Origin of the sequence: Novosphingobium sp. NBM11 (assembly GCF_015390225.1) — a bacterium.
Taxonomy (GTDB): Bacteria; Pseudomonadota; Alphaproteobacteria; order Sphingomonadales; family Sphingomonadaceae; genus Novosphingobium.
On record NZ_VUOG01000001.1, the window covers coordinates 1,756,793 to 1,783,784 of the forward strand.

The 26,992-nt window shown below is 68.4% G+C and carries 27 protein-coding genes; 14 read left to right on the forward strand and 13 right to left on the reverse strand.

All coding sequences use genetic code 11. From position 1 onward, the window contains the following. Positions 1–13 precede the first annotated feature (13 nt). The 4 genes from F1640_RS08385 to F1640_RS08400 are packed head-to-tail and all read left to right on the forward strand — an operon-like array spanning position 14 to position 4,887. Positions 14–1,225 (forward strand): CoA transferase, encoded by a 1,212-nt coding sequence (locus F1640_RS08385; protein WP_194918674.1) that lies wholly within the window; start codon positions 14–16, stop codon positions 1,223–1,225. After that, on the forward strand, positions 1,225–2,436 hold the full coding sequence (locus tag F1640_RS08390) for an acetyl-CoA C-acetyltransferase (RefSeq protein ID WP_194918676.1): 1,212 nt from the start codon (positions 1,225–1,227) through the stop codon (positions 2,434–2,436). Before F1640_RS08385 ends, F1640_RS08390 begins: the two co-directional genes overlap by 1 nt. Beyond that, entirely contained in the window at positions 2,433–4,022 is a 1,590-nt protein-coding gene (locus tag F1640_RS08395) for an acyl-CoA dehydrogenase family protein (protein WP_194918678.1), read from the forward strand. The genes F1640_RS08390 and F1640_RS08395 overlap by 4 nt, the downstream gene beginning before the upstream one ends. Positions 4,023–4,038: 16 nt before the next feature. Next, positions 4,039–4,887, forward strand: a complete 849-nt coding sequence (locus F1640_RS08400) for a MaoC family dehydratase N-terminal domain-containing protein (protein ID WP_194918680.1) — start codon at positions 4,039–4,041, stop codon at positions 4,885–4,887. 43 nt (positions 4,888–4,930) lie between these two features. Here F1640_RS08400 and arfB read toward each other — a convergent pair whose 3' ends face one another. From arfB to pabB, 4 genes are all read right to left on the reverse strand, one after another. After that, on the reverse strand, positions 4,931–5,350 hold the full coding sequence (gene arfB, locus F1640_RS08405) for an alternative ribosome rescue aminoacyl-tRNA hydrolase ArfB (RefSeq protein ID WP_194918683.1): 420 nt from the start codon (positions 5,348–5,350) through the stop codon (positions 4,931–4,933). After that, positions 5,343–5,999 (reverse strand): RluA family pseudouridine synthase, encoded by a 657-nt coding sequence (locus F1640_RS08410; RefSeq protein WP_124808170.1) that lies wholly within the window; start codon positions 5,997–5,999, stop codon positions 5,343–5,345. Before F1640_RS08410 ends, arfB begins: the two co-directional genes overlap by 8 nt. A 94-nt stretch (positions 6,000–6,093) precedes the next feature. Beyond that, entirely contained in the window at positions 6,094–7,284 is a 1,191-nt protein-coding gene (locus F1640_RS08415) for a pyridoxal phosphate-dependent aminotransferase (RefSeq protein ID WP_194918684.1), read from the reverse strand. Beyond that, on the reverse strand, positions 7,281–9,077 hold the full coding sequence (gene pabB, locus F1640_RS08420; protein ID WP_194918687.1) for an aminodeoxychorismate synthase component I: 1,797 nt from the start codon (positions 9,075–9,077) through the stop codon (positions 7,281–7,283). Before pabB ends, F1640_RS08415 begins: the two co-directional genes overlap by 4 nt. 120 nt (positions 9,078–9,197) lie before the next feature. Here pabB and F1640_RS08425 point away from each other — a divergent pair, with 120 nt between their 5' ends. Then, the gene (locus tag F1640_RS08425; protein WP_194918689.1) at positions 9,198–10,772 is read left to right on the forward strand and encodes a helicase HerA-like domain-containing protein; all 1,575 of its coding nucleotides are present in this window, start codon (positions 9,198–9,200) and stop codon (positions 10,770–10,772) included. Between the two features lie 130 nt (positions 10,773–10,902). After that, positions 10,903–13,569: a M1 family metallopeptidase gene (locus tag F1640_RS08430; RefSeq protein ID WP_194918691.1), complete on the forward strand. Its 2,667-nt coding sequence runs from the start codon at positions 10,903–10,905 to the stop codon at positions 13,567–13,569. A 145-nt stretch (positions 13,570–13,714) separates the two neighbouring features. Here the strand turns inward: F1640_RS08430 and F1640_RS08435 are convergent, their stop codons facing one another. The 6 genes from F1640_RS08435 to F1640_RS08460 all read right to left on the reverse strand — a co-directional run bounded on the left by F1640_RS08435 (position 13,715) and on the right by F1640_RS08460 (position 19,545). Beyond that, complete coding sequence (locus F1640_RS08435) at positions 13,715–15,220, reverse strand: ATP-binding protein (RefSeq protein WP_309229225.1); 1,506 nt, start codon at positions 15,218–15,220, stop codon at positions 13,715–13,717. 4 nt (positions 15,221–15,224) lie between these two features. Then, positions 15,225–15,956 carry a response regulator gene (locus tag F1640_RS08440; protein ID WP_124808165.1) on the reverse strand — a complete coding sequence of 244 codons (732 nt, stop codon included), beginning with the start codon at positions 15,954–15,956 and terminating at the stop codon, positions 15,225–15,227. Between the two features lie 18 nt (positions 15,957–15,974). Beyond that, complete coding sequence (locus F1640_RS08445) at positions 15,975–16,643, reverse strand: EF-hand domain-containing protein (RefSeq protein WP_194918693.1); 669 nt, start codon at positions 16,641–16,643, stop codon at positions 15,975–15,977. A gap of 244 nt (positions 16,644–16,887) precedes the next feature. Further along, positions 16,888–17,310 (reverse strand): cupin domain-containing protein, encoded by a 423-nt coding sequence (locus F1640_RS08450; protein WP_194918695.1) that lies wholly within the window; start codon positions 17,308–17,310, stop codon positions 16,888–16,890. Further along, positions 17,307–17,687 (reverse strand): VOC family protein, encoded by a 381-nt coding sequence (locus F1640_RS08455; RefSeq protein WP_124808162.1) that lies wholly within the window; start codon positions 17,685–17,687, stop codon positions 17,307–17,309. Before F1640_RS08455 ends, F1640_RS08450 begins: the two co-directional genes overlap by 4 nt. A 58-nt stretch (positions 17,688–17,745) precedes the next feature. Beyond that, on the reverse strand, positions 17,746–19,545 hold the full coding sequence (locus F1640_RS08460) for an aminopeptidase P family protein (protein WP_194921273.1): 1,800 nt from the start codon (positions 19,543–19,545) through the stop codon (positions 17,746–17,748). A 61-nt stretch (positions 19,546–19,606) separates the two neighbouring features. On the opposite strand from F1640_RS08460, the gene F1640_RS08465 reads away from it, so the two are divergent. The 5 genes from F1640_RS08465 (at position 19,607) to F1640_RS08485 (ending at position 23,014) form a co-directional block, all read left to right on the forward strand. Continuing rightward, complete coding sequence (locus tag F1640_RS08465; protein ID WP_194918697.1) at positions 19,607–21,682, forward strand: S9 family peptidase; 2,076 nt, start codon at positions 19,607–19,609, stop codon at positions 21,680–21,682. Between the two features lie 10 nt (positions 21,683–21,692). Next, positions 21,693–22,103: a thioesterase family protein gene (locus F1640_RS08470; RefSeq protein WP_124808160.1), complete on the forward strand. Its 411-nt coding sequence runs from the start codon at positions 21,693–21,695 to the stop codon at positions 22,101–22,103. 136 nt (positions 22,104–22,239) lie between these two features. Next, a complete protein-coding gene (locus F1640_RS08475; protein WP_125954038.1) occupies positions 22,240–22,437 on the forward strand; it encodes a hypothetical protein in 198 nt (65 codons plus the stop codon). Then, entirely contained in the window at positions 22,434–22,715 is a 282-nt protein-coding gene (locus F1640_RS08480; RefSeq protein ID WP_125954039.1) for a hypothetical protein, read from the forward strand. The genes F1640_RS08475 and F1640_RS08480 overlap by 4 nt, the downstream gene beginning before the upstream one ends. Continuing rightward, complete coding sequence (locus F1640_RS08485) at positions 22,712–23,014, forward strand: hypothetical protein (RefSeq protein WP_233497376.1); 303 nt, start codon at positions 22,712–22,714, stop codon at positions 23,012–23,014. The genes F1640_RS08480 and F1640_RS08485 overlap by 4 nt, the downstream gene beginning before the upstream one ends. A 38-nt stretch (positions 23,015–23,052) precedes the next feature. Here the strand turns inward: F1640_RS08485 and F1640_RS25785 are convergent, their stop codons facing one another. Further along, a complete protein-coding gene (locus F1640_RS25785; protein ID WP_194918699.1) occupies positions 23,053–24,165 on the reverse strand; it encodes a GGDEF domain-containing protein in 1,113 nt (370 codons plus the stop codon). Between the two features lie 35 nt (positions 24,166–24,200). Here F1640_RS25785 and F1640_RS08495 point away from each other — a divergent pair, with 35 nt between their 5' ends. Continuing rightward, positions 24,201–24,434, forward strand: coding sequence for a hypothetical protein (locus F1640_RS08495; protein ID WP_194918700.1), 234 nt, complete (start codon positions 24,201–24,203; stop codon positions 24,432–24,434). A gap of 36 nt (positions 24,435–24,470) precedes the next feature. Next, positions 24,471–24,635 (forward strand): hypothetical protein, encoded by a 165-nt coding sequence (locus F1640_RS08500; protein WP_194918702.1) that lies wholly within the window; start codon positions 24,471–24,473, stop codon positions 24,633–24,635. Positions 24,636–24,802: 167 nt separating this feature from the next. Here the strand turns inward: F1640_RS08500 and ald are convergent, their stop codons facing one another. Further along, positions 24,803–25,918, reverse strand: a complete 1,116-nt coding sequence (gene ald, locus F1640_RS08505; RefSeq protein ID WP_194918704.1) for an alanine dehydrogenase — start codon at positions 25,916–25,918, stop codon at positions 24,803–24,805. Between the two features lie 137 nt (positions 25,919–26,055). Between ald and F1640_RS08510 the strand changes: the two genes are divergently transcribed. Next, entirely contained in the window at positions 26,056–26,517 is a 462-nt protein-coding gene (locus tag F1640_RS08510; protein ID WP_125954042.1) for an Lrp/AsnC family transcriptional regulator, read from the forward strand. On the opposite strand, the gene F1640_RS08515 is transcribed toward F1640_RS08510, so the two are convergent. Continuing rightward, positions 26,480–26,905: a hypothetical protein gene (locus F1640_RS08515; RefSeq protein WP_194918706.1), complete on the reverse strand. Its 426-nt coding sequence runs from the start codon at positions 26,903–26,905 to the stop codon at positions 26,480–26,482. The genes F1640_RS08510 and F1640_RS08515 overlap by 38 nt on opposite strands. Positions 26,906–26,992: the final 87 nt, after the last annotated feature.

Here is a 26,992-nt window from a genome sequence, read left to right on the forward strand (position 1 = left end):
GGGGACGCAGCGGGTGTACGATCTCCTTGGCGGCCTGTCGGTGATCGAGGCGTCGTCGTTCGTCGCCTCGCCCACCGCTGGTCTCTATTGCGCGCAGATGGGCGCGGACGTGATCCGCGTGGACCAGATTGGCGGCGGCCCGGATTTCCGCCGCTGGCCGGTCACCGCCAACAACGATTCGCTCTATTGGGAAAATCTCAACCGCGCCAAGCGGTCGGTCGCGCTCGATCTGGGCCGGCCCGAAGGGCGCGCGCTGCTGCAGGAACTGATCCGCGCGACGGGGCAGGTCATCACCAACTTCCCGATCGGCGGCTTCATGGCGCATGACGTGCTGGCACAGGGCCGCGCGGACCTGATCACCGTGCGCGTGATGGGCTGGGCGGACGGTTCGCCCGCGCTGGACTACACGGTCAACAACGCGGTCGGCTATCCGATGATGACCGGCCCCGGCCCGGACCCGGTCAACCACGTCCTGCCCGCGTGGGACCTGTTGAGCGGCGCCTATGCGGCCTTCGCGCTGCTTGCCGCGATCCGCCGGCGCGAAACTTCGGGCGCGGGCGGCGAGGTACGGATTCCGCTGTCCGACGTCGCCATCGGCACCGCCGCCAATCTCGGCAGCGTGGCCGAAGTGCTGTACGAAAACGCCAACCGGCCGCGCTTGGGCAATGCCGTCTATGGCCTGTTCGGGCGCGATTTCATGACCGCCGACGGCGTGCGCACGATGATCGTGGTGGTCACCCCGCGCCAGTGGACCAATCTCGTCACCGCGCTGGACCTTGGCGGTGCCATTGCCGCGATCGAGGCGGAACGCGGTGTGTCCTTCGCGAAGGACGACGGGCTGCGCTTCACCCACCGCGATGCGCTCTATCCCCTGTTCGAACGCGCGATCGGCGCGCGCGCGCACGCAGACCTGGCCGCCGCGTTCGATGCCGCCGGCATCGTCCATTCCGCCTATCGCACGATGCTGGAAGCGGTCGAGGATCGCGCGCTGGTGGCCGACAATCCCGTGTTCGGCGCCTGCGATAACCCCAGCGGCTTTACCTATCCGGCGGCGGGCGCCTTCGCCACGCTGCCCCAGGCCGACCGCCAGCCGCCCCGGCCCGCCCCGCGCAACGGCCAGCATTCCGAAGAAGTGCTGGCCACGCGGCTCAACCTTTCGTCGGGCGAAATCGCCCGCCTGATCGATGCCGGCATCGTCGGCACCGCCCCAACCGGAGAATCCTGATGACCCTGCGCCGCGCCGCCATCGTCGCCCCGATCCGCACCCCCGTCGGCAAGTTCGGGGGGGCGCTGTCCGGCCTCACCGCCGGCCAGCTCGGCGCGGTGATCCTCAAGGCACTTGTCGAACGGACGAAGATCGATCCCGCACGGGTGGACGATGTCGTCTTCGCGCAAGGCTATGGCAGCGGCGAAGCGCCGTGCATCGCGCACTGGTCGTGGCTGGCGGCGGACCTGCCGCTGGAGGTGCCGGGCTACCAGCTCGACCGGCGCTGCGGATCGGGCCTGCAGGCGATCGTCAACGCGGCGATGATGGTCCAGACCGGCGCTTCGGACGTGGTCGTGGCCGGCGGCGTCGAATCGATGTCGAACGTCGAACACTACACCACCGACGTGCGCAAGGGCGTGCGCGCCGGCAGCCTGACGCTGCACGACCGGCTGACGCGCGGCCGCGTGATGTCGCAGCCGGTGGAGCGCTTCGGCGTGATCACCGGCATGATCGAGACGGCGGAAAACCTCGCCAAGGACTATGGCATCACGCGCGAACAGGCCGATGCCTATGCCGTGCGCAGCCATCAGCGCGCGACGGCGGCCTGGGCCAGCGGCCTGTTCGCCGACGAACTGGTGCCGGTGCCCGTGCCGCAGAAGAAGGGCGATCCGGTGCTGTTCGATCACGACGAAGGCTATCGCCCGGACGCCAGCCTGGAAACGCTGGGCAAGCTGCGCGCGCTGGAAGGCGGCGTGGTGACGGCGGGCAACGCCAGCCAGCAGAACGACGCGGCGGCCGCCTGCCTGGTCGTGGCCGAGGACAAGCTGGCCGAACTGGGCCTCGAACCGATCGCGTGGTTCCATTCGTGGGCCGCCGCCGGCTGCGATCCCAGCCGCATGGGGATCGGCCCGGTCCCGGCGGTGGAGCGCCTGTTCGCGCGCACCGGCCTCGGCTGGTCCGACATCGATCTGGTCGAGCTGAACGAAGCCTTCGCGCCGCAAGTGCTGGCCGTGCTCAAGGGCTGGGGTTGGAGCGAGGACGACAGCCGCAACGAGATGCTCAACGTCAACGGATCGGGCATCTCGCTCGGCCATCCGATCGGCGCCACCGGCGGGCGCATCCTTGCCAACCTGACCCGCGAACTGGTGCGGCGTGGCGGGCGCTATGGCCTCGAAACGATGTGCATCGGCGGCGGGCAGGGCATCGCCGCGGTGTTCGAACGGGCGTGACGACACAAGCCGCGCTGGAGGCCGCGCGCGCCTATCGCGCGGCGGCTCAGGGCGCCCTGGCCGACCGGCTGGCGACGCGGCCGATCGACGCCGAACAGCGCGCCGCCCACGGCTTCGCCTGGGTGGCGACGAGCGTGGCCGCGCTCGAAGCGATCCACGGCTGGCTGGCTGCCAATGACGACACCAACCCGGTCGACGCGCTGGTCGGCCGACTGGCCTTCGCCGAAACGCTGGCCCAGCTCGCCGGCGGGCTGCCGATGGGGCAGAACGAGCTGTTCCGTCCGGCGGACCTTGGCCTTGGCCCTGCCGCGCGCGCGCTGGCGGAAGCCTGCGCCGGTCTGCTCGATGCCGATCACGCCGCCACGCGCGCCACCCTCGTCGCCGCGCTCGCCGAAGGGAAGTGGCCGAGCGAGACGTTCCACGATGCCGATCTCGACGCGATCCGCGACCAGTTCCGCAAGTTCACCGAGGCGGAAATCCTGCCGCACGCGCACCAGTGGCACCTCGCCAACGCGCTGATCCCCGATGCCACGGTGCAGGCGATGGCCGATCTCGGCACGTTCGGCGTGTGCATCCCCGAAGCGTTCGGGGGGCTCGGCCTCAACAAGCTGGTGATGTGCCTTGTCACCGAGGAGCTTTCGCGCGGGTGGATCGGTGCCGGTTCGCTCGGCACGCGCTCCGAAATCGCCGGCGAGCTGATCGCGATGGGCGGCACGGACGAACAGAAGGCGCACTGGCTGCCCCGCATCGCCAGCGGCGCGGTGCTGCCGACCGCCGTGTTCACCGAACCCGATGTCGGATCGGACCTCGGTTCGTTGCAGACGCGCGCGCGGTTCGACGGCGAAGACTGGGTGATCGTCGGGGCGAAGACCTGGATCACCCACGCCAGCCGGTCCGACCTGATGACGCTGCTGGCGCGCACGGTGCCGGACGCGAAGGGCTATGCCGGCCTGTCGATGCTGCTGGTGCCCAAGCCGCGCGGAACCGAAGCCGATCCCTTCCCCGCCCCCGGCATGACCGGCAGCGAGATCGAAGTACTGGGCTATCGCGGGATGCGCGAATACGCGCTCCAGTTCGACGGAATGCGCGCGCCGGCCGACGCCCTGCTGGGCGGCGAGGAGGGCATGGGCTTCAAGCAGTTGATGCGCACCTTCGAAGGCGCGCGCATCCAGACCGCCGCCCGCGCCGTGGGCGTTGCCCGCCGCGCGCTGGAGCTGGGGCTGGACTATGCCTTGACGCGCCGGCAGTTCGGCAAGGCGATCGTCCACTTCCCGCGCGTGGCCGACAAGCTGGCGATGAGCCTCGTCGATTTCGTCATGGCCCGCGAACTTTCCTACGCCGCCGCGCGCGCCAAGGATTCGGGCAAGCGCTGCGATATCGAGGCCGGCATGGCCAAGCTTCTGGCGGCGCGCGCGGCGTGGTCCAACGCCGATGCCGCGTTGCAGATCCACGGCGGTAACGGCTATGCGCTGGAATACGAAATCAGCCGCGTGCTGTGCGACGCGCGCATCCTCAACATCTTCGAAGGCGCGGCCGAAATCCAGGCGCAGGTGATCGCCCGCGGCCTGGTGGGCGGACGCAATTGAAAGGCGGATCGAGCCGATGAGCGAATGGGCGGCATGGGTCGGGCGGGAGGAAACCCGCTCCGACCGGGTGGACGCGGGCCTGCTGGCGCGCTGGTGCGCCACGCTCGACCGCGCGGCCCCGGTCGGCGGCGCCGCACCGCAGGGCCTGCACTGGTGCCTGTGCCTGCCCGATGCCCCCACCGCCGCGCTGGGGCCGGACGGCCACCCCCGCCGCGACGACGGCCCGGAGGGTTTCCTGCCCCCGGTGCCGCTGCCGCGCCGGATGTGGGCATCGAGCAAGGTCGAGTTCCTGCGCGCGCTGCGCGCGGGCGAAGCGGTCGAGCGGCGTTCGCGCGTGCTGTCGGTAACGCCCAAGCAGGGGGGGTCGGGCCATCTGGTGTTCGTAGACGTGGCGCACGAGACGCTGGGCGATGGCGTGCCCGCCGTGCGCGAGGTGCAGTCGATCGTCTATCGTGAACCCGCGCCCGCCGGCACCCCGCCCGCCCCGCCGCCCCTGGGGGAAGGCCGGTTCGATCCTGCGGCATGGGATGCGGTGCGCACGGTGGAGCCGGATGCGGCGCTGCTGTTCCGCTATTCCGCGCTCACCTTCAACAGCCACCGCATCCATTACGACCGGCCTTACGCCACGGGCGAGGAAGGCTATCGCGGGCTGGTCGTCCACGGGCCGCTGACCGCCACGCTGCTGCTCGATCTCGCCCGGCGGCAACTGGGCGACAACGTGCTGGAACGCTTCGCCTTTCGCGGGCTTTCGCCGGCCGTGGCGGACGAGCCGCTGCACCTTGCCTTCCGCCGGGCGGATGCGGGCTACGAAATGGGCGCCTATGCCGCCGATGGCCGCGCGGTGATGGGAGCGACCGCCGGATAGGGACGCTACAGCGGGATAAGGACGCGACGGCTGCGGCGCCGCTTCAATCCAGCCGCACCTTGCCACGCCCGGCCTTCACCGCGCCGCGCTTCTTCTTGCCTTCCAGCCGTGCGGTCTTGCCCACGCGGTTGAGGCGGGACTTGGCGCGCTTTTCCGGCAGGTTCGTCGCCTCGCGCAACAAGTCAGCCAGGCGCTTGCGCGCATCCTCGCGGTTGGCTTCCTGCGTGCGGTGGCTGCGCGCGGTCAGCACGATCTCGCCCTTCGCGGTGAACTTGCTGCCGGCCAGTTCCTTCAGGCGGTGGAACACCGGCGGCGAGAGGCGCAGCGCGAACACGTCGAGCCGCACCTGCACCGCCGTCGCCACCTTGTTGACGTTCTGCCCGCCCGGCCCGGCGGCCGCGATGAAGCTTTCCTCGATCAGCGGCAGCGCCCGGGCGATGATCTGGTCGGCATCGTCAGCCAAGATCGAATCCCAGCGCGTGGAAATCCGGCGGCAAGGGCGACTGCGCTTCGATCGGCGGCTTGCCTTCACGCGGGACGGTGAGCGCGGCGGCGTGCAGCATCGTCCGCTTGGCACCCTTGCCGTTTCCGTACACGGGATCGCCCACCAGCGCATGGCCCAGCCCCGCCAGGGCGTGCACGCGAATCTGGTGGGTGCGGCCGGTTTCGGGGCGGAATTCCACCAGAGTCAGCGCGTCGCGCCGATCCACCACCCGCCAGTGGGTGACGGCGGGCTTGCCCTTCTTGGCCGGGATCATCCGCCAGCCGTCCTTTTCAGTGCTGACCTTGGACAGGCTGAGGCTCACCGTGCCACTTTCGCCCTCCACCGGCCCCGCGACCACGCCCAGATAGACCTTGCCCACCTGCCGCGCCTCGAACGCGGCGGAAAAGCGCTTCAGCGCCTTGGGATTGCGCGCCAGCAGCAGGCAGCCCGACGTATCGCGATCGAGCCGGTGGACCGGGAAAGGTTCGCGCTGGAAGCCGAACCGCAGATCGTCGAGATGATCCTCCAGGCACGGGCCGCCCGCGCGCGGCCGGTCGAGCGGCAGGCCAGCGGGCTTGTCGATGACCAGCGCTTCGCCGTCTTCAAACAGGATGGAGAAATCGATCATCGCGCAAAAATCCGTTCATGCTGGGCTTGGCGAAGCGCGCACGCCCGCGTGCCGTCTGCGACCGGCTCGGGGTGAACCGCAACGGGCGGCAGGATCATACCACGGCGCCGGCAATGCGCCGCAAGGCTTCTTCCAGAGTCGCCTCGTCGGCCGCGAAGCTGATGCGGAAGCCGTCCCGGCCGCCAAATGCCGAAGCCGCGACCACGGCGACGCCGTGCTCCAGCAAATGCAGGCACAGCGCCTCGTCCGCGTTGGGGCTTTCGCCGCCGAAGCGCGCCATCAGCGGCGCGGCATCGACCATGCAATAGAACGCGCCATCGGGCACCGGGGTCGAAAGGCCCGGAATCGCGTTGATCGCGGCCACGCACAAGTCGCGCCGCGCGCGGAACCGTTCGCGCCAGGCAAGCAGGAAATCCTGCGGGCCTTCGAACGCGGCAACGGCGGCGGCCTGGCTGATCGAGGCGGGATTGCCCGAGGAATGCGATTGCAGCCGCGCCATGGCGTTGATCAGCCACAGCGGCCCGGCGGCGACGCCGATGCGAAAGCCGGTCATCGCGTGGCTCTTGGACACGCCGGACACGGTCAGCACGCGATCGGCCAGGTCCGGGCATTCCACCGCCAGCGTGGCGTGCGCGCCCGCGCCATAGCGCAGCGGCGCATAGATATCGTCGCTCATCACCAGCACGCGCGGGTGGCGGCGCAGCACCTCGCCCAGCGCGCGCAGTTCCTCGGCCGGATAGGTGGCGCCGGTGGGATTGCCGGGGCTGTTGAGCAGCAGCCAACGCGTGGCGGGCGTGATCGCGGCCTCGAGCTGCGCGGCGCTGATGCGAAAGCCCCCGTCCGCCCGCGTCGGCAGGTCCACCACCTCGGCGCCGGCGAAGCGCACGATTTCCGGATAACTCACCCACCACGGACTGGGGATCAGCACCGCGTCGCCCGGATCGAGCGTGGCGAGCAGCGCGTGGAAGATCGCCTGCTTGCCCCCGGCGCTGACGATCACTTGCGCCGGCGGTACGACGATGCCGAGATCGCGTTCGAAATGGAGCGCGGCCGCCGCGCGCAGCCGGGCCGATCCGGCGACGGCGGTGTATTTCGTGTCGCCGGCGTCGAGCGCGTCCTTCGCCGCCTGGACGACATGGGCGGGCGTGGCGAAATCGGGCTCGCCGACGGACAGAGAGATGATGTCGCGCCCTTCGGCCCGCAGCGCCATGGCTCGGTCCGTCATCGCCGTGGTGCGCGACGGCGCGATGCGCGCCAGCGCGCGGCTCAGGGTGGAGTCGGTCATGCCTGTTCGCCGAGCAGCCGCGCCGGCAGCAGGCCGCGCAAGGCGTTGCCGATGAAAAAGCCTCCGGAGAGATCCGCCAGCGTCAGGTCAGCCTCCGCCGCGCGGCCGCTCTCGATCAGGCTGCGGCGCAAGACGCCGGGCAGCAGGCCGAATTCGGCGCGCGGCGTGAGCAGCAGCCCCTCCCGCTCGACGAAAAGATTGGTGAAGCTGCCTTCGGTCAGCAGCCCGTCATCGCGCAGGAACAGTGCCTCGCCCGCGCCGGCCGCCTTCGCCGCGCGCAGTGCCGCTTCGTAGAAGCCGCGATCCGATGTCTTGTGGCGCAACCGCCAGTCGCCGTCGGCCACCGGCAGCGGCAGCACGGCGCACCTCACCGGTCCATTGGCGGGCGCGGGCAGCGCCGATGCCTCCAGCGCCAGCGCGCCGGCCTTCGACACGACCAGCCGCACTTTCGATGGCGCTTCCAGATCGAAGCACAGCGCGTGGATGGCGTTGCGCGCGGCATGACGATCGAACGCGAAGCCCAGCGCCGCCGCACTCCCCTTGATGCGTTCCAGATGCAGTTCCAGCAGCGCGATGCCCTGCGCGGGATCGAAGGCCATCGTTTCGATAAGATCGGCATTGCCGGCGGACAGGCGCAAGAAATCCCCCTTTACCACGCATTCCCGCCATTCGCCCAGCATCGCGGAATCCGCCACGACCGCCGAACCCACCCCCATCACCGCGCGGTCCGTCCGGGGATCGAGGCGCACCGTGCGGATTGCCACATTGAATGCCGCATCACCAGAGGGGTCGATCCGGCCGAACGCGCCACAATAGAGCCCACGCGCATCGCGTTCGGCCGCGTCGATCAGTTCCATCGCGCGAATCTTGGGCGCGCCGGTGATCGAGCCGCACGGGAAGATCGCCCGCACCAGTTCGCGCGCGTCCGCGCCAGCGGTCAACCGGGCGCGGACGGTGGTGACCATCTGGTGCACGGTGGGATAGCTTTCGATCGCGAAAGGCTCTTCCACGCGGACGCTGCCGGGCACCGCCACGCGCGACAGGTCGTTGCGCATGAGGTCCACGATCATCAGGTTTTCCGCGCGGTCCTTGGCGTTGCCCGCCAGCCCGGCGCGGAACGCCTCGTCCTGTCCGGGCGTTTCGCCGCGCGGCGCGGTGCCCTTCATCGGGCGGACCGTGGCCAGGCCGTCCTTCAGCGCGAAGAACAGTTCGGGCGAGAACGACAGGTGCCAGTGCGATCCGTCCCAGCACACCCCGCCATAGCCGGCGCGCGCATCGCGGCGGATCGCGGCGTAGATCGCCAGCGGATCACCCTTCCAGCCCCCGCCCAGCGGAAAGGTCAGGTTCGCCTGATAGATGTCGCCCGCACGGATCGCCTCCTGCACCCGATCGAACGCGCGGCCATAGCCGCCGATCGAGACTTGCGGGTCGAGCGGACCAAGGTTGCCGGGGCCTGCGCCGTGCCGCTCCAGCCAGTTCTCCACCGCATCGGCGGGAAGGGTCTCCACCGCCGCGAAGCGCGCGAACCAAACCAGCGGCCCGGTCGCGCCGGTGCGCGCGGCGGCCAGCGGCATCAGGCGCGGCTCCAACGCCAGCCCGGCCTCATAGGCGATGTAGCCCGCCCATTCGCCCGGTTCGGCGCCGATCCGGGCGAGCGCCGGCGCCACGTCCTCCGGCCGGCGCGCGACCACGATCTCCAGCGGGTCGCGATAGACGCGCGCGTCGCTGGCCCCACCGTTGCGAGCATCGTCGCTGCGGGCATCGTCAAGCAGGATGAAAGGCGTCTGGTCCATGGCCGGTGGCGCGCGCTTTAGCGGCACACCGCCGCGGATGCAAAAACCTCTCGCACCGGGCGCCACCTGTTCGTAAACCCGTGGCGGGACCGGACGCTTTCTTGCGGGGACGACTGTTACATGGACGATATCTACCTTGGCCTCGGCGCCAACGGCGAACGGCAGGTGCTGCGGCTCGGCCGGGCCAACCGGCACGGGCTGGTCGCGGGCGCGACCGGCACCGGCAAGACGGTGACGCTGCAGGGCATCGCCGAACAGTTTTCCGCGCGCGGGGTGCCGGTGTTCCTGGCCGACGTGAAAGGCGATCTTTCGGGCATCGCCATGCCGGGCAGCCCCACCTTCAAGAACGCCGACAAGCTGGAAGCCCGCGCCAAGGAACTGGGCATCACCGATTATACCTATTCCGACAACCCGGCGGTGTTCTGGGATCTCTATGGCGAAAGCGGCCACCCGATCCGCACCACGATCTCGGAAATGGGGCCGCTGCTGCTGGCCCGGCTGATGGGCCTGAACGAAACGCAGGAAGGCGTGCTCAACATCGCCTTCCGCTACGCCGACGAAAACGGCCTGCTGCTGATCGACATGGACGACCTGCAGGCGGTGCTGGCCGCCTGCGCCGAAAACGCCGGCGAACTCGCCACCAAGTACGGCAACGTCACCAAGGCCAGCGTCGGTGCGATCCAGCGCCAGTTGCTCGCCTTCGAAAGCCAGGGCGCGGACCGCTTCTTTGGTGAACCGGCGTTCGAGATTCACGACTTCCTCCGCACCGACGACAAGGGCCGGGGCCTGGTCAACATTCTCGCTGCGGAAAAGCTGATGCAGAGCCCCAAGCTCTACGCCACGTTCCTGCTGTGGCTGCTGTCCGAACTGTTCGAGGCGCTGCCCGAGGTGGGCGATCCTGAAAAGCCCGTGCTGGTGTTCTTCTTCGACGAGGCGCACCTGCTGTTCGACGATGCGCCCGAAGCGCTGTTCGACAAGGTGGAGCAGGTCGTCCGCCTGATCCGCTCGAAGGGCGTGGGCGTCTATTTCGTCACCCAGAACCCGATCGACATTCCCGAAAAGATCGCCGGCCAGCTGGGCAACCGCGTGCAGCACGCGCTGCGCGCCTTCACCCCGCGCGATCAGAAGGCGATCAAGGCCGCGGCGCAGACTTTCCGCATCAACCCCGATCTCGACGTGGAAAAGGCGATCACCGAACTGAAGGTGGGCGAGGCGCTGGTTTCCACGCTGGATGACGATGGCGCGCCCGGCGTGGTGCAGCGCACTCTGATCGCGCCGCCGCGTTCGCGGCTGGGGCCGGTCTCGGCACCCGAACGCGCCGCGATCCAGGCGGCGAGCCCGGTGGAAGGCAAGTACGATACGGCGGTGAACCGCGAATCCGCCGCCGAAGTGCTGGCGAAGAAGGCGGCTGATGCCGCCGCCGCCGCGCAGCAGGTGCAGGAACAGGGCGCGGAGGCACAGCGCGCGGCGCCACGCCAGTCGCCCTCGCTGTGGGACAAGGCGGGCAAGGCGGCGATCGGTGCGGTGGCTTCGTCCGCCGGCGCGGTAATCGCGGCGCAGATCAGCGGCAAGAAAACCCGCGCTTCGCCCGTCGAATCCGGTCTCAGCGCGGTGGTCGGCTCGGTCGCCACCAGCCTGGGCGGCGCCGCGTTCGGCCGCTTCGCGCGCGGCCTGCTGGGCGGTTTGCTGCGCTGATCGCTCCGGCCTGAACGCCTCTATGCCCCCCCATGTTCGACGAACACCATCGCGTGTTCGTCGAACGCGGTTGCGCATGAAACCGGTTAGGCCCTAGTCAGGTGCATTTTCCATTTCCGGAAAGGCTTTCATGCGCTCCTTGTTCCTTGCCGCGACCATGCTTGCTAGCTGTGCCGCGATTCCCCTCGCCCACGCCGAAACGGCCACCCCGCCCGCCGCAGCCATTCCCACCGAAGCCGGCCCAATGCCTGCAGGCAAGCTCGACGGTTCGGTCGTGCCCTCCACCTACCGGCTGGACCTGACCGTCGATCCGGCCAAGGAGCGGTTTTCCGGCCACGTCGAGATCGACGCCACCAGCCGCAAGGCCAGCCGCTTCGTCTGGCTGCACGGCAAGGAACTGAAGGTTTCGCGCGTGACCGCCACGGCCGGCGGCAAGACGCTGACCGGCACGTTCGCGCAAGTCGATCCCACCGGGGTCGCGCTGCTGACCTTCCCCGAAGCGCTGCCCGCCGGCGCGGTGACCTTCGCCTTCGATTACGACGCGCCGTTCGGCGAAGGGCCGGCCGGCATGTTCCGCGTGAAGGTGGGCGACGACTGGTACAGCTGGACCCAGTTCGAATCGATCGACGCGCGCGCCGCCTTCCCCGGCTTCGACGAACCCGGCTTCAAGACGCCGTGGACCGTGACCCTGCGCACCCCCGCCGGCCTCAAGGCGGTGAGCAACGCGCCGGAAACCGCGACGCGGACCGAAAACGGCATGACGGTCCACACCTTCGCGCCGACGCTGCCGCTGCCGAGCTATCTCGTGGCGATGATGGTCGGGCCGTTCGCCACGGTCGAAGGCACCGTGCCGGCCACGCCGCAGCGCGCCACGCCGCTGCCGATCCGCGTGGTCTCGACCAAGCAGAACGCCGACAAGCTGGCCTTCGCGCTGGAAGGCACCAAGGGCATCGTCCAGCACCTCGAAGCTTATTTCGGCCAGTCCTTCCCCTATCCCAAGCTCGACCAGATCACCGCGCCGATCATGCCCGGCGCCATGGAGAACGCGGGCGCCGACCTTTACGAAGACTCCATCCTGGTGATGGACGACAAGGCATCGACCAGCCAGAAGCGCACCTTCGGCATGGTGGTGGCGCACGAGCTGGCGCACCAGTGGTTCGGCGATCTCGTCACCCCGGCATGGTGGGACGACATCTGGCTGAACGAAAGCTTCGCCAACTGGATGGGCTTCCGCATCGGCAACGCTTGGCGGCCGGACCTCAACATCGGCGCGGGGGCGCTGGAAGAAGGCTTCGGCGCGATGAACATCGACGCGCTGATCGCCGGCCGGCCGATCCACCAGCCGATCCCGAAGAACGCCGATATCGACGCCGCGTTCGATACGATCACCTATGGCAAGGGCGGGCATGTGGTGGCGATGATCGCCGCGTTCATGGGCGATACGCGCTTCCGCGATGGCGTGCGCGGCTACATGGCCAAGCATCGCTATGGCAACGCCACCAGCGCAGACTTCTTCGGCGCGATGGCCGATGCGGCGGGTGATCCGCGCATCCTTTCGGCGATGCAGAGCTTCACCGACCAGCAGGGCGTGCCGCTGGTGACGTTCGCGGACGGCAAGAACGGCGCCTGGACGGTGACGCAGAGCCGCTACGTCCGATTGGGCACCCCCGCCCCCGCCACGCAATGGGGCATTCCGCTCTGCGCACGGCAGGGCGATGACCGCCAGTGTTCGCTGATGACCGGGCCGACGATGAAGCTGACGCTGAAGGGCAAGGGGCCGGTGGTGCCCAATGCCGGCGGCACCGGATACTATCGCTTCGAACTGCCGGCGGCCGAATGGGACAAGCTGATCGCCAGCGCGGCCAGCCTGCCCGGCGGCGAGGCTCAGGCGCTGGAAGACAGCATCGCGGCCAGCTTCATGGCGGGGCGCGCCACGCCCGCGCAAGTGATCGCCGCGTCCGCCGCGCTGGCCCGCAACCCGGATAGCTACGCCAGCGGCAACGCCACCTCGCTGCTCGAAACGATGGCTGCGCGCGGCGTGATCGACGAGGCGGCCAAGCCCGCGTTCCGGGGATTTGTCGACAAGCTCTACGCGCCGCAGCTTGAAGCGATGGGCTTTGATCCGCGCGCCGGCGCCCATGCCGGCGACGATCCCGACAAAGCGCAGCGCCGCGTGGCGCTGGTCGCCACCCTGTCGGACACCGCGCGCGATCCGGCGCTGCGGGCGCGGCTGACCACGGCGGCCGAGGGACTGCTGGGCGGCGACAAGGCCGCACTCGATCCCGCGTTCTACGGATCGGGGCTGCGCGCCTGGCTGGCGCAGAACAAGCTGGCCGGTGCGCAAAAGCTGGCGGACAGCGCGCTCGGGTCGGAAGATCCGGTGTTCCGCCCCAGCGCCCTGCGCGCCGTGGCCGCCAGCGGCGACGCCGATACCGCGCGCTGGGTGCTCGACGGGTTCAAGGATGCCCGCCTGCGCCCCAGCGAGCGCCTCAGCATGATCGCCGGCATCCTGGTGACGCCGGAAACGCGCGAGATCGGCTACATCTGGCTCAAGGCGCATCTCGAAGAGATGCTCAGCGGCTCGGGCGGCATCTTCCTCGCCGCGCGGCTACCTGGGACACTGGCCGGGTTCTGCTCGGTCGATCAGGCGAAGGAATTCGAGGCCCTTCGCCCCCGCTTCGCCGGCCGCAGCGGCGCGCTGGAACTGGAACGCACCATCGAGCGGGTCCGCGATTGCGGCGTGCTCAAGGACGCACGCGGGGCGGAACTCTCCGCGGCGGTGGCGAAGATCAAGTAAGCCCAAATGCGGTGAGCATCGCGCACCGCATTTGGGTCAAGCCCGTGCGGCGCTTGAGCATTTCCAAGCCGTGATGCGTCAGCATTTTGGGAGCTTGGCATAAAACACCATCCCGGCACGCGCCGTGCGTGCCGGGATATTTCTGTCACGTAACAGGCAGGCGCAGCGTCGCCACGAGCCCCGCGATCCGGCCCGCTTCCACGCGATTGGCGAGTACCAGCGATCCGCCGTGCTGGTCGGCGATGGCCCGGGCCAGCGTCAGGCCCAACCCGGTGCCGCCGGTCGCGGTGTTGCGCGAGGCTTCGAGGCGCGTGAACGGCTCCATCATCCGGGCGATCTCGCCTTCGGGAATCCCCGGCCCGTCATCCTCGATCCGCAACACGGCCTCGTTGCCCTCGCGCACCAGCGATACGCGCGCGCGCTGGCCATAGCGCAGCGCGTTGGACACCAGGTTGCGCATCGCGCGGCGCAGCCACGTCGCGCGCACCGGCAACACGATGCGCGCGGTATCGCCCAGCGTCACGTCCTCGCCCATGTCCTCGAACTCGTCGGCCACGTCGGCGACGAGCGCCGACAGTTCGGTCATTTCCAGCGGGTCGGACGGACGGCCCACCCGCGCCAGCGAGAGGATATCGTCGAGCGAGCGGTTGATGTCCTCGATCACCTTGGCCATCCGGCCGCGCTCGGCGTCGTCCTCCACCGCCTCGATCCGCACGCGCAGCGCAGCCAGCGGCGTTTTCAGATCGTGCCCGATCGCGCCCAGCATCACGTCCTTTTCGTCGAGCAGCCCGGCGATGCGTGCTTCCATCGCGTTGTGCGCCTCGATCAGGCGGCGGATGTCTTCCGGCCCGCCGGGAACGAGCTGGCCATCGATGCTGCGGTCGCGGGCGAAGTCCTCCACCCGCCGCGTCAGCGCCTTGAGCGGCTGCGCGATGCGACGCAGGATCAGCGCCACCGCGCCGATGAGGACGAGATACAGCAGCACGGTCTGCCACAGCAACGAGATCAGCAACTGCCGCTCGCCCGCCGGCGTCAGGACGCGCGCGGACAGCCACGTGCCGTCGGAGCGCTTGAACGAGGCGATCACCAGGCGCGGCGGCGGTTCGCCATTGCTGAAGGCGGCGAAGCGGTGGCGTTGCTGTTCCCACCATTCGGCAATCACGCTGTCCTGATGGGGATCGCGTTCGAGCACGACCACTTGTGACACCGCGACGCCCTGGTTTTCCAGCACTTCGGTCAGATTCTTCTCGGCCGCGGCGATGCGCCGGTCGCCGGGCTGTTCGGGGCTGGCGTTATCCACGCGCACGCGCAAGGGGCGTGGCAGCCGGTAGCCGTCATCGGGCGGCGGCGGACGACGCCGGAAGCCGGGCGCCCCCGGAGGGCCGCCTTCGCGCGCTTCCGGCCAGCGATCGCGGCGCGTTCCGCCCCGTTCGCCGCCTTCCGCGCCATAGAGCGGAGGGCCAAGCAGACGGAAGGCGGCGGAGTTCACCAGCGCCCCCACGTGCCGTTCATGCTGCGCGCGCCAGATAAGCGCCGCCGAAAGACTCTGCGCGATCAGCAGGGCGATGGCGATGGCGAACAGCATCTGCCCCTGCAGGCTGCGCGGCCAGGGCACGAAACGGGAAAAGGCGCGGGGCAGGTCTCGAAACAAGCGACTACCCCCGCGACGCGATCTTGCGCACTTCGGTGGCCAGCATGTAGCCACCGCCCCAGACCGTCTGGATCAGTTGCGGATTGCGGCTGTCCACTTCCACCTTGCGGCGCAGGCGGCTGATCTGGTTGTCGACGGCGCGGTCGAACAGGTGTGCCTCGCGCCCCTGCACCATGTCGAGCAGGCGATCGCGATCGAGCACCTGGCGCGGATGGTCGAGGAAGGCCATCAGCAGGCGGAACTCGGCGGAGGAGATCGCCACCAGCGCCCCTTCCGGATCGGTCAGCCGCCGCTTGAGCGGATCGAGCTGCCAGCCTTCGAATTCATAGACCACCGCGTCCGCCGGTTCCGCCGCCTGCCGCACCGCGCGCCGCAGCACGCTGCGCACGCGCGCGACCAGCTCGCGCGGATCGAACGGCTTCACCACGTAATCGTCGGCGCCGATTTCCAGACCGACGATGCGGTCGGTCGCCTCGCCCTTGGCGGTGATGAAGATCACCGGGATCTGCCGCGCCTCGACCAGATGGCGGCACAGCGACAGACCGTCCTCGCCCGGCATCATGATATCGAGCAGCACGATGTCGAAGGCGGCTTCCACCAGCCGGCTGCGCGCCTCGGCGGCGGTGCCGGCTTGCGTCACGGCAAACCCCTGGCGGACGAGATAGTCCGCCAGAGGCTCGCGCAGGGCTGCTTCGTCGTCGACGAGCAGCACCCGGATCGGCGAAGTTTCATTCATGCGCTTCGCCGCTCCCCGTCATTCGCCCGGAGGGGGAGGCGGAGGCGGAGGCATGTCGCCGCCCGGCGCACCCGGCCCGCCCGGCCCGCGGCCGAAGCGGGCGCGCATGGCATCGCGCGCGGCCTTGCGTTCTTCCTTGCTGATCTTGCCGTCATGGTTGGTATCGACCCTGTCGAAATGCGCCTTCACCGCCGCATCGTACTCGGCCTTGGTCACAACGCCATCCTTGTTGGCATCGGCCATGCGCAGCACCATGCCCGGACCGCCCATCATGGCGCCATGCATACCAGGTCCGTCCGGACCGGGGCCGCGTCCTTGCGGACCACCGCGTCCGCCGCGATGCCAGCGATGGCCTTCGGCCGGACCGGCGCCCGGACCATCGGCACGCGGACCATCGGCTCCGGGGCCGCGCATCGCATTGTGATGGGCCAGAAACTCGTCGCGGCTGATCGCCCCATCATGGTTGGTATCGATCGCGTCGAACTTTTGCATGACCTTGGCATCGCGATCGGCCTGGTCGAGCTTGCCGTCCTTGTTGACGTCGAGCTTCGCCCACATCTCGTCGGCCTTGGCCTTGGCTTCGGCCCAGGTAACGTCGCCCGCCGGACCTTCGGGGGCAGCGGCATAGAGGGCACCGGCGCCCAGCGCGAACGCGGCGGCGGAAATGCCCAGAACAATCTTCTTCATCGATCCTGACTCCCGTGTGTTCGGAAAGGGGAGGACGTTGCGAGGCCGCCATGAAGGGGGAGAGAGGGAGGCACCCCTTCAGGGGAGGCTGGCGGCCTTCGCAACGACCATGAGCAGGATATAGGAGGCAGTTGTCGCGCAAATATCCCGGCGCGGGCCCGACATTGTCGTAATTTGTCGCGTTTGAGAAAGACCGTTCATTTGGCGGCAAGCGAAGGCCCCGCCCGGTCCCCTCACCCCGTCGTTACCGTGCGCGATGCTCGGTTCCGACGCCCGCCGTGATGAACAGCGCCGATGCCTCGGCCGCGGCATCCGTGGCCACGATATCCGCGGTGTGCCACACGCCCGGCGGATTGATCGCATAGTCGCCGGGCGCGAGCCGGACCAGCTCCAGCCGGCCGTCTGGAAATTCCTGATGCAGCACGATTTCGCCGGAGAGGCACAGTACCACCTCGTCGCCAGCCGGGTGCATTTCCCAGCTGTCCCAGCTTTCGGCGAAACGGAACAGGCTGACCAGCCGGCCTTCCTTCCCGTCATCGGCGTGGCGCGCGACATAGCCGGCGTACCACTCCATTCCGGTGAAGGCCGGCTCGGCCACGGCGCGCGCGCCGAGGCCGAGATGGACCGGGTTTTCCGCCAGCCGATGGCCCGCCCGGATCTCCTTCATTCCGGCGCCGCCATGAGGAAAGCATTGAGCTTGTTGCCATCGGGATCGCGGAAATAGGCGGCATAGAACCCGCCATCGCCGCGCGGCCCCGGCTCGCCTTCGCAGGTGCCTCCGTTGGCCAGCGCGATCGCGTGCAGCCGGACCACCTGTTCCTTGTCCTTCGCCTCGAACGCCACCATCACACCATTGCCGACAGAGGCCGCATTGCCGTCGAACGGCTTGGTCAGGCCGATGCCCGCGCCACCGCCGGGTGCGCCCCAGGCGATCGCGCCGTCCCATTCCATCATCCGGCCCACACCCAGTTCGGCTGTCAGCGCATCATAGAACTTCGCGCCGCGTTCCAGGTCATTGGTGCCGAGCGTCACGTATCCGATCATCGAAACTCTCCCTTCAGCGAATCATGATAGATGGAACATAACACGGACAAATCACCTCTCAAAGCGGCGCGCAGGCCCCTTCAAGCCAGATGCGATCGGCGCCTTCCAGCTGCGGCGAGAGCAGCGCGAGCGTGCCCGCGTGGTATGCGTTCCACCAGTCCCGCTCCTCGGGCGTCAGCAGGGCGACATCCACCAGGTGCCGGTCGATCGGAACGTGCGTCAGCGTCTCGAAGCCATAGAATTCGCCTTCCGCGCCCTCGATTGCACGCGGTTCCACCAGCACCAGGTTCTCGATGCGGATGCCGTAGGCGCCGGTCTTGTAGTAGCCCGGCTCATTCGACAGGATCATGCCCGGCATCAGCACCTGGCCAGTGCCGGCCTGCCCGCCCGCGGCCTTGGCGATGCGCTGCGGTCCTTCGTGCACCGACAGGAAGCTGCCCACGCCGTGCCCGGTGCCGTGCGCGTAATCCAGCCCCGCCGACCACAGGAACTGGCGGGCGAAGCTGTCGAGCTGGCTGCCGGCCGTGCCCTTGGGAAACACCGCCCGCGCCAGCGCGATATGGCCCTTGAGCACGCGGGTGAAGCGGTCCCGGACCTCGGCCGGCGGCTGCCCCGGACCGACCCATACCGTGCGGGTGATGTCGGTGGTGCCATCGACATACTGCGCGCCCGAATCGACGAGATAGACGCTGTTCGGCTCCAGCGTACGGTTGGTTTCCTCGCTGACGCGATAGTGGACGACCGCACCGTTCGGCCCCGCGCCCGAGATCGTGTCGAACGACAGATCGCGCAGCAATCCGCCTTCGGCGCGGAACGCTTCGAGCCGATCGGCCGCCGCCAGCTCGGTCACGCCGCCGCGCGGCGCTTCCACCGAGAGCCAGTGCAGGAAGCGCGAAACGGCGGCTCCATCCCGCGCCTGCGCCGCGCGCTGGCCCGCCTTCTCGACCTCGTTCTTGATCGCCTTGGGCAGCACCACCGGATCGGTCAGCGCGATGGTCTTGGCCCCGGCGCGATCGAGCGTGGCGAAGATCGCCGCAACGGCCCGTTCCGGGTCGACCGCCACACGCTTGCCCGCCATCGCTTCCAGCGCGGGCACGAACCCGTCGCGATCATGGATGCGCACCGCGTTGCCCAGGTGCTGGACCAGCGCCGGCGTGACCTTTTCGGGCGCAATGAACAGATCGGCGGTGCCATCGGCGTGCGCCAGCACGAACGACAGCGCCACCGGCGTGCGTTCCACATCCGCGCCCCGGATATTGAGCAGCCAGGCAATCGAATCGAGCGCAGACACGACGACCGCGTCCAGCTTGCGCTCCGCCAGCCATTCGGCCACCGCCGCGCGCTTTTCCGACGCGGACTGGCCGGCGTGGTCATCGGCATGGACCAGCGCCGGCGCAATCGACGGCGCGGGCCGGTCGGCCCAGACCGCGTCGACGGGATTCGAATCGACCGCCACCAGCCGCGCCCCGCGCGAAGAGAGAGCACTCGCCACCGATTCCACCCACGGCCGGCCGTGCAGCCAGGCGTCGTAGCCGATCCGCGCGCCTTCCGGCGCATGTTCCCCCAGCCATGCGGCGGGGCTGGTCTGCGGCACCGACTGATAGCTGTAGAGCCGGCCATCGACCTGCTCGCGCACTTGCAGGGTATAGCGCCCGTCGACGAAGATCGCGGCTTCATCCCTGAGCACGACCGCCGTGCCGGCCGAACCGCCGAAGCCGGTCAGCCACGCCAGCCGCTGGGCATAGGCGCCGACATATTCGCTCATGTGCTCGTCGGAAATCGGGATGACGAAGCCATCGAGACCGTCCTGCGCCAGTTGCTTGCGCAGGGCATCGAGGCGGGCTTCGTGGGTGTGCATCAGCATGGGATCGTCCTGAATGAAGGCGGCCCGCCTTGCGGGCATCATGGAGGCAACATAGATGCGGGGAATGAGCATTGCCACACCTCCCGTCGCCGCGAAGAAACCGCAGAGCATCACGCACCATGGCATCACGGTCACCGACGATTACGCCTGGCTGCGTGATCCCGGCTATCCCGAAGTCACCGACAAGGCCGTCCTCGCCCATCTCGAAGCCGAAAACGCCTGGTTCGAAAGCCGCATGGCCGATCGCCAGCCGGCGATCGACGCGCTGTTCCGCGAAATGCGCGGGCGCATCAAGGAGGCCGACAAGTCGGTGCCGCAGAAGGATGGAAACTGGCTCTACTGGATCGAATTCGAGGAAGGCGCGGAATACAAGAAATGGTGGCGCCGCCCGGTGGGCGCGGCAGACGATGGCAGCGCCGACGAACTGATTCTCGATGAAGTGACGCTTGCCGAAGGGCTGGACTACTTCCGCCTGGGCGCGATCGCGGTTTCGAACGACGGCACGCGGCTGGCCTGGTCGGTGGACGACAACGGCTCCGAACGCTTCACCGCGCGGATCAAGGTGATCGCCACGGGCGAAGTGCTGCCCGATGAGATTCCCGGCACGCTGTCCGGCCTGATCTGGGTCGCGAACGATACGGGCCTCGTCTATTCGCTCGCCAACGAGAACTGGCGCACCGACAACGCGCGGCTGCACTGGCTGGGCCAGCCGGCCGAAAGCGACATCGAACTGTACCACGAGGACGACGAGGGCTTCCGCGTCGGCGCCGCGCTTTCCGCCAACGAGAAATGGCTGATCGTCTCGACCGGCGATCACGAGACCGGCGAAACGCGCCTGATCCCCGCCGCCGACCCGCTGGCCCCGCCGATCCTCGTCAAGCCGCGCGCCAAGGGCGTGGAATACGACGTCGATGAGCGCGACGGCGTGCTCTACATCCACACCAACGATACGCACGAGAACTTTCGCCTCGCCACCGCGCCGCTCGCCGATCCGGGCAACTGGACCACGCTGATCGCGGGCAGCGACGATTTCTATCTGACCGGGTTCGAGCTGTTCCGCGATTTCTACGTGGTCGAGGGGCGGGTGCGCGGGTTGGACCGGATCGAAGTGCGCTACTACGACGATCCCGCCAGGATCGAGCCGATCGCGTTCCCGGAAGCGAGCTACGAGGCGAGCCTGGGCGACAATCCCGAATGGGCCATGACGGTGCTGCGCGTCGGCTACGAATCGATGGTCAGCCCGGCCTCGGTCTATGACTACGATGTCGCCACCCGCAGCCTCACCCTGCTCAAGGTGCAGGAAATCCCTTCGGGCTACGACGCCACGCTCTACGATACCGCGCGGCTGGACATCGCGGCGCGCGATGGCACGCTGGTCCCGGTCAGCGTGGTCTGGCGCAAGGACCGCGCGCCCGGCGGGCCGCTGCATCTCTATGGCTACGGCGCCTATGGCATCGCCATCGGTCCGGGCTTCTCGACCTCGCGCCTCAGCCTCGTCGATCGCGGCTTCGCCTATGCCATCGCGCATATCCGGGGCGGCGACGATATGGGACGCGCCTGGTACAAGGCGGGCAAGCTGGAACAGCGCACCAACACCTTCAATGATTTCGTGGACGTGGCGAAGGGCCTGATCGCGCGTGGGTTCACCCAGGCGGGGAAGATCAGCATTTCCGGCGGATCGGCCGGGGGCGAGCTGATGGGCGCGGTGATCAATTCCGATCCCGGCCTGTGGGGCGCGGTGGCGGCGCACGTGCCGTTCGTGGACGTGCTCAACACCATGCTTGACGAAAGCCTGCCTTTGACCCCGGGCGAATGGCCCGAATGGGGCAATCCGATCGAGGACAAGGCCGCGTTCGAACTGATCCTGTCCTATTCGCCCTATGACCAGGTGCAGCGCCAGGCCTATCCGCCGCTGCTGGTGACGGCGGGCCTCAACGATCCGCGCGTGACCTATTGGGAGCCGGCAAAATGGGTGGCGAAGCTGCGCGAGCTGAAGACCGACGGCCACGAACTGCTGCTCAAGACCAACATGGGCGCAGGCCACGGCGGCAAGTCCGGCCGGTTCGAAAGCCTGAAGGAAACCGCGGAGGAGTTCGCCTTCATCCTGTGGCAGCTGGGCGTAGAGGCCTGAGGTCCAGCCCGTGAGCAACCGCCATCGCCTGACCTTCACCGCCGCGCCGCAGCACATCGACGAACTGGGCCACGTCAACAACGCGGTGTGGCTGCAGTGGGTTCAGGACATCGCGGTGGCGCACTGGGAAGCGGTAGCCGCGCCCGCACACCAGGCCGCCTATGTCTGGGTCGTGACCCGGCACGAGATCGATTATCGCGGCAATATCGGCGCGGGCGAAAGCGTGACGGCGGAAACCTTCATTCCCGAAGGCCCCACCGGCGCGCGGTTCGACCGGCGCGTGGACTTCACCAATGCCGCCGGCAAGGTGATCGTCAGCGCGCGCACCACCTGGGCGCTGCTCGACCGCGCCTCGGGCCGCCTGCTGCGCGTGCCGCGCGACGTCGCCGCGCCGTTCCTGCCGGAGGGTGCAAACCCCTGAACCGCATGGGAACCGTGCCCTGATTGCGCTTGCAATCCGGCCCTTGGCACCCCATATCCAACCCATCGCCCATTATCGTCTTGCACGTGGGTGGCTGAGAGACCGTCGCGCTCCCGCATTAGGCCGGAGCATGTCGATGGACCTGAATCATCTTCTTTATCACCACCAGCTCTCGATCATGCGGGCGGCATCGCTGCCCGCTGCTTCCAGGGCCGGCGCCTGCAGGCTGGTGAAGCACTATCAGACACGGATCGACCGGCTGCGCCACCAGATGGGTGTCTCTTCCTATCCCGACTGGTGCGGCGGCGCCGTCCCGGCGGGCGCGGTATCATGAGGGCCACGCGCGGAACGGGCCGCGCTAGTGCCGTTGCGCACGGTAGCAGCGGCATAAGTGACCCCCAGGCCCTCAAGCGGCGTGCCGAAGCATTCAACCTGGCCTTCGTGCTGCTGGGCGGACGCCGCGCGGCCAACGGCTTCCTGGATTCCGTGCATCCGGGCATGATCGACGTTCCCCGCCAGCGCGTCGGCGCGTCGGAGCTAGGCCTGATAGAGGTCGTCCGGGTGCTTCGCCGCCAGGCCTTGCGCGCCGCCCCATTGGAGATTCAACCATGACCAAGACCCCCACGGCGTCCAGAAAGCGCGCGCCCGCAAAATCCTGGACGGAACCGGTCGAAACCAGAGTCACGCGGGCGATGAACCTGAACCTGGCCGAACAGGACGTGATCGACCGGTGCCACCGCGAGGCGATCGCGATCAGCGCCATCGAAACGCTCCTGTCGGGTGGAACGCACCTGGTCTGCGTCACCATCGAAGGAGCCGACGAGGCGCGCCACCTGTTCAGGCAGGACGTCAATCTCGGGCCTGTCCGCCGGGCCTCGTTCCAGCGGGTCGATACACCCCGCTTGCGGTAAGTCCGGCCGCCCCCGGACAAGAGAACGCCCCGGGCTGCCTAGATCGACACCGCCTGCGTCAGCGGCTCGACCGGCTCGCCAGCCAGCAGATCGCGCACCGTGCGGTTGCGGCCGCTGCGCTTGGCTTCATAGAGCAGGCGGTCGCAGTGGGCATAGAGGCTGTCGAACGCCCCCAGATCCGGGTTGTCGCCATCGTGCTCGACCAGCCCCATGCTGGCGGTGACGATGCGGTCCAGCCCGGCCACCTCGGCCGCGACACGCGCGGTGATCGCCCGGCGCGCGCGTTCGGCGCGTTCAGCGGCGAAGGGCCCCCGCAGCAGCAGCATGAACTCCTCGCCCCCCATGCGGATCGCGTGGGTATCGCGATCCCCGGCGATCGCGCGCGCGGTCGCCTTCAGCACCGCATCGCCCGTCGCATGGCCGTGGGTGTCGTTGACGTCCTTGAAGTGATCGAGATCGATCACCGCCATGGTGCGAAAGCCGCCTGACAGCAGTTCATCGAACCGACGCTCGATCGACAAGCGGTTGTTGAGCCCGGTCAGCGGATCGCGCCCGACGATGCCTTCCATTTCCTCGGCGCGGGTCATCGCTGAATCGCGTTCCTGCCGCAGCAGGATGAAGCGACCGACGATGCCTACCGCCGTCACGATCACCTCGATCGCCAGCGCGAAGGAATAGAGCACCGATACATCGGGCGTGGCCGAACCGGGCAGGACATAGGTCACGATGCGCAGCAGGCCCACGCCCATCGCCGGTGTCCAGCCCAGCAGCGGATAGATCACCATCCGGCTGCCCTTGCGCCAGGCGTCGTACAGCGCCAGCGAGACGAGCCCGAGCGGAAACAGCATGTTGAGGTGGACCAGCGTGGTGGACCACACACGCAGGAACGGCGCCTGCGAGGTCGTGATCAGCCCCACCACAGCCACTACCACCGCCGCCTGCCGCATGAAGGCGCGCAGGCGCGGGTCGAGGCATTCCGGCTCCAGGAAATTCGCCGCGAACATCATCGCCGCCGCCGCCATCGCAGCGTAGCAGATGTTGGATATGATCGCTTCGGCCGGATCGTGGATGGTCATGACCAGGTGGATAAAGCCGGTACCGATCGCAGTCTGCGCCAGCATGGCCACCACCATCACGAGATGCCAGACCACGAACCGTTTCCGGCAGCACGCTGTAGAACGCCACGTTGAGCAGCAACGGGACCACCAGCATCCCGCAGACGATGCCCAGCGCCGCCACGCGCCACAAGGGCCAGCCGGTGCCTTCGGGCGCGCTGTCCAACCCGGCTTCGGCGAAGATCGCCTTCACCCACGGGCGGTCGATCCGCACGACCACCTCGCGCGTGCGGGCCGTCACGTCGGGCAGCGCCATGCTCATCAGCGGCGCGGCTTCCAGATGGTGCGCCTCGGGCAGTGTGTAATCGATCGTCCGGCGCGCGCCATCGTCATCGATCGCGGTGATCGCGATCTTCTCGAACCGCACCGCATGGGTCACGAAACTGCGCGGCAGTTCGTCCTCGCTCTCGGGCAAGGTGAAGCGCAGGAAGGTGGAATCGGCGGCGATGTCCCAGCCGCCCGGATTGCACGACCAGCGGGCGGCGCGCGCCGCCACGGCGTCATAGCTTTCCCCGATCGCGGCGGCGGCATGGCACAGCCGCGCGCCCTCGACCGGCGCGGCAAGTGCCACGGCCGGCACAAGCCAGCCCAGCAACGCTGCCAGCAGCACAAGGATCTTGCGGCCCGGGACCATCCCCGAAGCCTAAGCCCATGACGTTATAAGGGCGTTAACTCAGTGAAGAATTTCGGCGGAAGACACGAATTCGTAACCCAGTTCGCGCGCCACAGCCTCGAACGTGACCTGGCCGGCATGGACGTTCAGCCCGGCGGCAAGGTGGGGATCGGCGCGCAGCGCCGCGCGCCAGCCCAGATCGGCGATGCGCAGCGCATGGGGCAGGGTCACGTTGTTCAGCGCATAGGTGCTGGTCCGCGCCACCGCGCCAGGCATGTTGGCCACGCAATAGTGGACGATGCCATCGACCAGATAGGTCGGCTCGGCATGGGTCGTGGCATGGCTGGTCTCGAAGCAACCGCCCTGGTCGATCGCCACGTCCACCAGCACCGCGCCGGGCTTCATTGTGCCGAGCATGGCGCGCGTCACCAGCTTGGGCGCAGCCGCGCCGGGGATCAGCACCGCGCCGATCACGAGGTCGGCCTCGGCCACGCTTTCGGCAAGGTTGGCCGTGTTGGAAAAGCGGGTCTTGGCCCGGCTTTCGAAATGGATGCCCAGGCGTTCGAGCGCTTCGGGATCGCGATCGAGAATGGTCACGTCCGCGCCCAGCCCCACCGCCATCTGCGCCGCGTTGAAGCCAACCACGCCGCCGCCGATCACCGCGACCTTGCCCGGCATCACCCCCGGCACGCCGCCCAGCAGCACACCGCGCCCGCCATGCGCCTTTTCCAGCGCGGTGGCGCCGGCCTGGATCGACATGCGCCCGGCCACCTGGCTCATCGGCTTGAGCAGCGGCAGCGTGTTGCCCGCGCCGGTCACCGTCTCGTAGGCGATCGCGGTCACGCCCGAGCGCACGAGATCGGCGGTCTGTCCGGGATCGGGGGCAAGGTGCAGGTAGGTGTAGAGAATCTGCCCTTCGCGCAGCATCGCGCGTTCGATCGCCTGCGGCTCCTTCACTTTCACGATCATTTCGCAGCCATCGAACACCGCGCGGGCATCGGGCTGGATCACCGCGCCGGCCGCCTCGTAATCGCGGTCGGTGGCGCCGATGCCCAGGCCCGCGCCCTGTTCCACCCACACCTCATGGCCATGGGCGGCAAGTTCGCGCACGCTCTCGGGCGTCAGGCCGACACGGTATTCATGATTCTTGATTTCGCGGACGGTGCCTACGCGCATCGGAGTTCTCCCGCAGGGTCGAAAGTCCTGCAAAGATTACGCCGGAATACGTAGAAAGTTTCACCAGAATGTATCTTCCGAACCATTCGCGATAATGATATTTCCCGATTTATAGCCCTTGCGCGGGAAATTTTCGCATGGATCGAGCGGACGTCGCCCTGATTGAAGCGCTGCAGCGCGATTCGTCGCGATCCATCGCGGAGCTTGCGGAGGTGACCGCGCTTTCGCCTTCCGCCTGTCATAGGCGCATTCACGCGCTGCAGGCGCAGGGGATCATCGCCGGCTACAGCGCGCGCATCGATCCGGCCCGGCTGGGACTGACCATGCTCGTCTTCGTCGAGATCACGCTGACCAGCCAGAGCCGCGAGGCGATGGACCGCTTCGAACGGGCGGTGGGCGATTTCGACGACATTCTGGAATGCCACCTGATGTCAGGATCGGCCGATTACCTGCTGCGCGTCGCCGCCGCCGATCTGGCCCAGTACGACCGCATCCATCGCGATTGCCTGGCCCGGCTGCCCGGCGTTTCCGCGATGCGGTCCAGCTTTTCGCTGCGGCAGATCAAGCGCTTTGCGGGCTATCCGGTTCCGCATCGCTGACATCGGCCGGCGGCGAGGCCTTGCGGCCCCGCTTCTTGCGGCCGCTGTCGACCAGCACCAGCGAACTGCCCGGCTCGTTCATCCCGTGTTCTTCGCGCAACTGCAGCTTGAACGCATCGACGGCCGCTTCATCGGGCAGATGCGCGACGGGATAGCGGGCCACGATATAGTCATCCTCGCGATCCAGCACGGTGATGAAGCGCGCCGCGCTTTCCGCCAGCCGCGTGACGTTGAAGCCTCCGGCCAGGAACCAGTTCAGGCGGTTCCAGCTGGTGATCGGCCGATGGCAATGCCGGCACAGGCTGCTGACCGAACCATCGGCTTCGCGATGACGCTTGCGTTCGGGTTGGTGAACGCGGGTGAACCAGCACTGGGTCAGAGCTTCCATGACAACCACTCGTCTTTCGACGACGTGCGTTATCCCTTGCGACCGCCCCCCAACGACCAACGGACTTCGCCGCACTGGTAGGGGTTA

Excerpts from the sequence above, each read along its gene's own strand:
- F1640_RS08485 (WP_233497376.1), top strand. The coding sequence starts at position 22,712 with ATGACCAAGACCCCCACGGCGTCCAGAAAGCGCGCGCCCGCAAAATCC.
- pabB (WP_194918687.1), bottom strand. The coding sequence starts at position 9,077 with ATGGACCAGACGCCTTTCATCCTGCTTGACGATGCCCGCAGCGACGAT.
- F1640_RS08440 (WP_124808165.1), bottom strand. The coding sequence starts at position 15,956 with ATGAATGAAACTTCGCCGATCCGGGTGCTGCTCGTCGACGACGAAGCA.
- F1640_RS08400 (WP_194918680.1), top strand. The coding sequence starts at position 4,039 with ATGAGCGAATGGGCGGCATGGGTCGGGCGGGAGGAAACCCGCTCCGAC.
- F1640_RS08430 (WP_194918691.1), top strand. The coding sequence starts at position 10,903 with ATGCGCTCCTTGTTCCTTGCCGCGACCATGCTTGCTAGCTGTGCCGCG.
- ald (WP_194918704.1), bottom strand. The coding sequence starts at position 25,918 with ATGCGCGTAGGCACCGTCCGCGAAATCAAGAATCATGAATACCGTGTC.
- F1640_RS08460 (WP_194921273.1), bottom strand. The coding sequence starts at position 19,545 with ATGCACACCCACGAAGCCCGCCTCGATGCCCTGCGCAAGCAACTGGCG.
- F1640_RS08390 (WP_194918676.1), top strand. The coding sequence starts at position 1,225 with ATGACCCTGCGCCGCGCCGCCATCGTCGCCCCGATCCGCACCCCCGTC.
- F1640_RS08515 (WP_194918706.1), bottom strand. The coding sequence starts at position 26,905 with ATGGAAGCTCTGACCCAGTGCTGGTTCACCCGCGTTCACCAACCCGAA.
- F1640_RS08410 (WP_124808170.1), bottom strand. The coding sequence starts at position 5,999 with ATGATCGATTTCTCCATCCTGTTTGAAGACGGCGAAGCGCTGGTCATC.
- F1640_RS08450 (WP_194918695.1), bottom strand. The coding sequence starts at position 17,310 with ATGAAGGAGATCCGGGCGGGCCATCGGCTGGCGGAAAACCCGGTCCAT.
- F1640_RS08455 (WP_124808162.1), bottom strand. The coding sequence starts at position 17,687 with ATGATCGGATACGTGACGCTCGGCACCAATGACCTGGAACGCGGCGCG.
- F1640_RS08445 (WP_194918693.1), bottom strand. The coding sequence starts at position 16,643 with ATGAAGAAGATTGTTCTGGGCATTTCCGCCGCCGCGTTCGCGCTGGGC.
- F1640_RS08465 (WP_194918697.1), top strand. The coding sequence starts at position 19,607 with ATGCGGGGAATGAGCATTGCCACACCTCCCGTCGCCGCGAAGAAACCG.
- F1640_RS08475 (WP_125954038.1), top strand. The coding sequence starts at position 22,240 with ATGGACCTGAATCATCTTCTTTATCACCACCAGCTCTCGATCATGCGG.
- F1640_RS08425 (WP_194918689.1), top strand. The coding sequence starts at position 9,198 with ATGGACGATATCTACCTTGGCCTCGGCGCCAACGGCGAACGGCAGGTG.
- F1640_RS08480 (WP_125954039.1), top strand. The coding sequence starts at position 22,434 with ATGAGGGCCACGCGCGGAACGGGCCGCGCTAGTGCCGTTGCGCACGGT.
- F1640_RS08415 (WP_194918684.1), bottom strand. The coding sequence starts at position 7,284 with ATGACCGACTCCACCCTGAGCCGCGCGCTGGCGCGCATCGCGCCGTCG.
- F1640_RS08510 (WP_125954042.1), top strand. The coding sequence starts at position 26,056 with ATGGATCGAGCGGACGTCGCCCTGATTGAAGCGCTGCAGCGCGATTCG.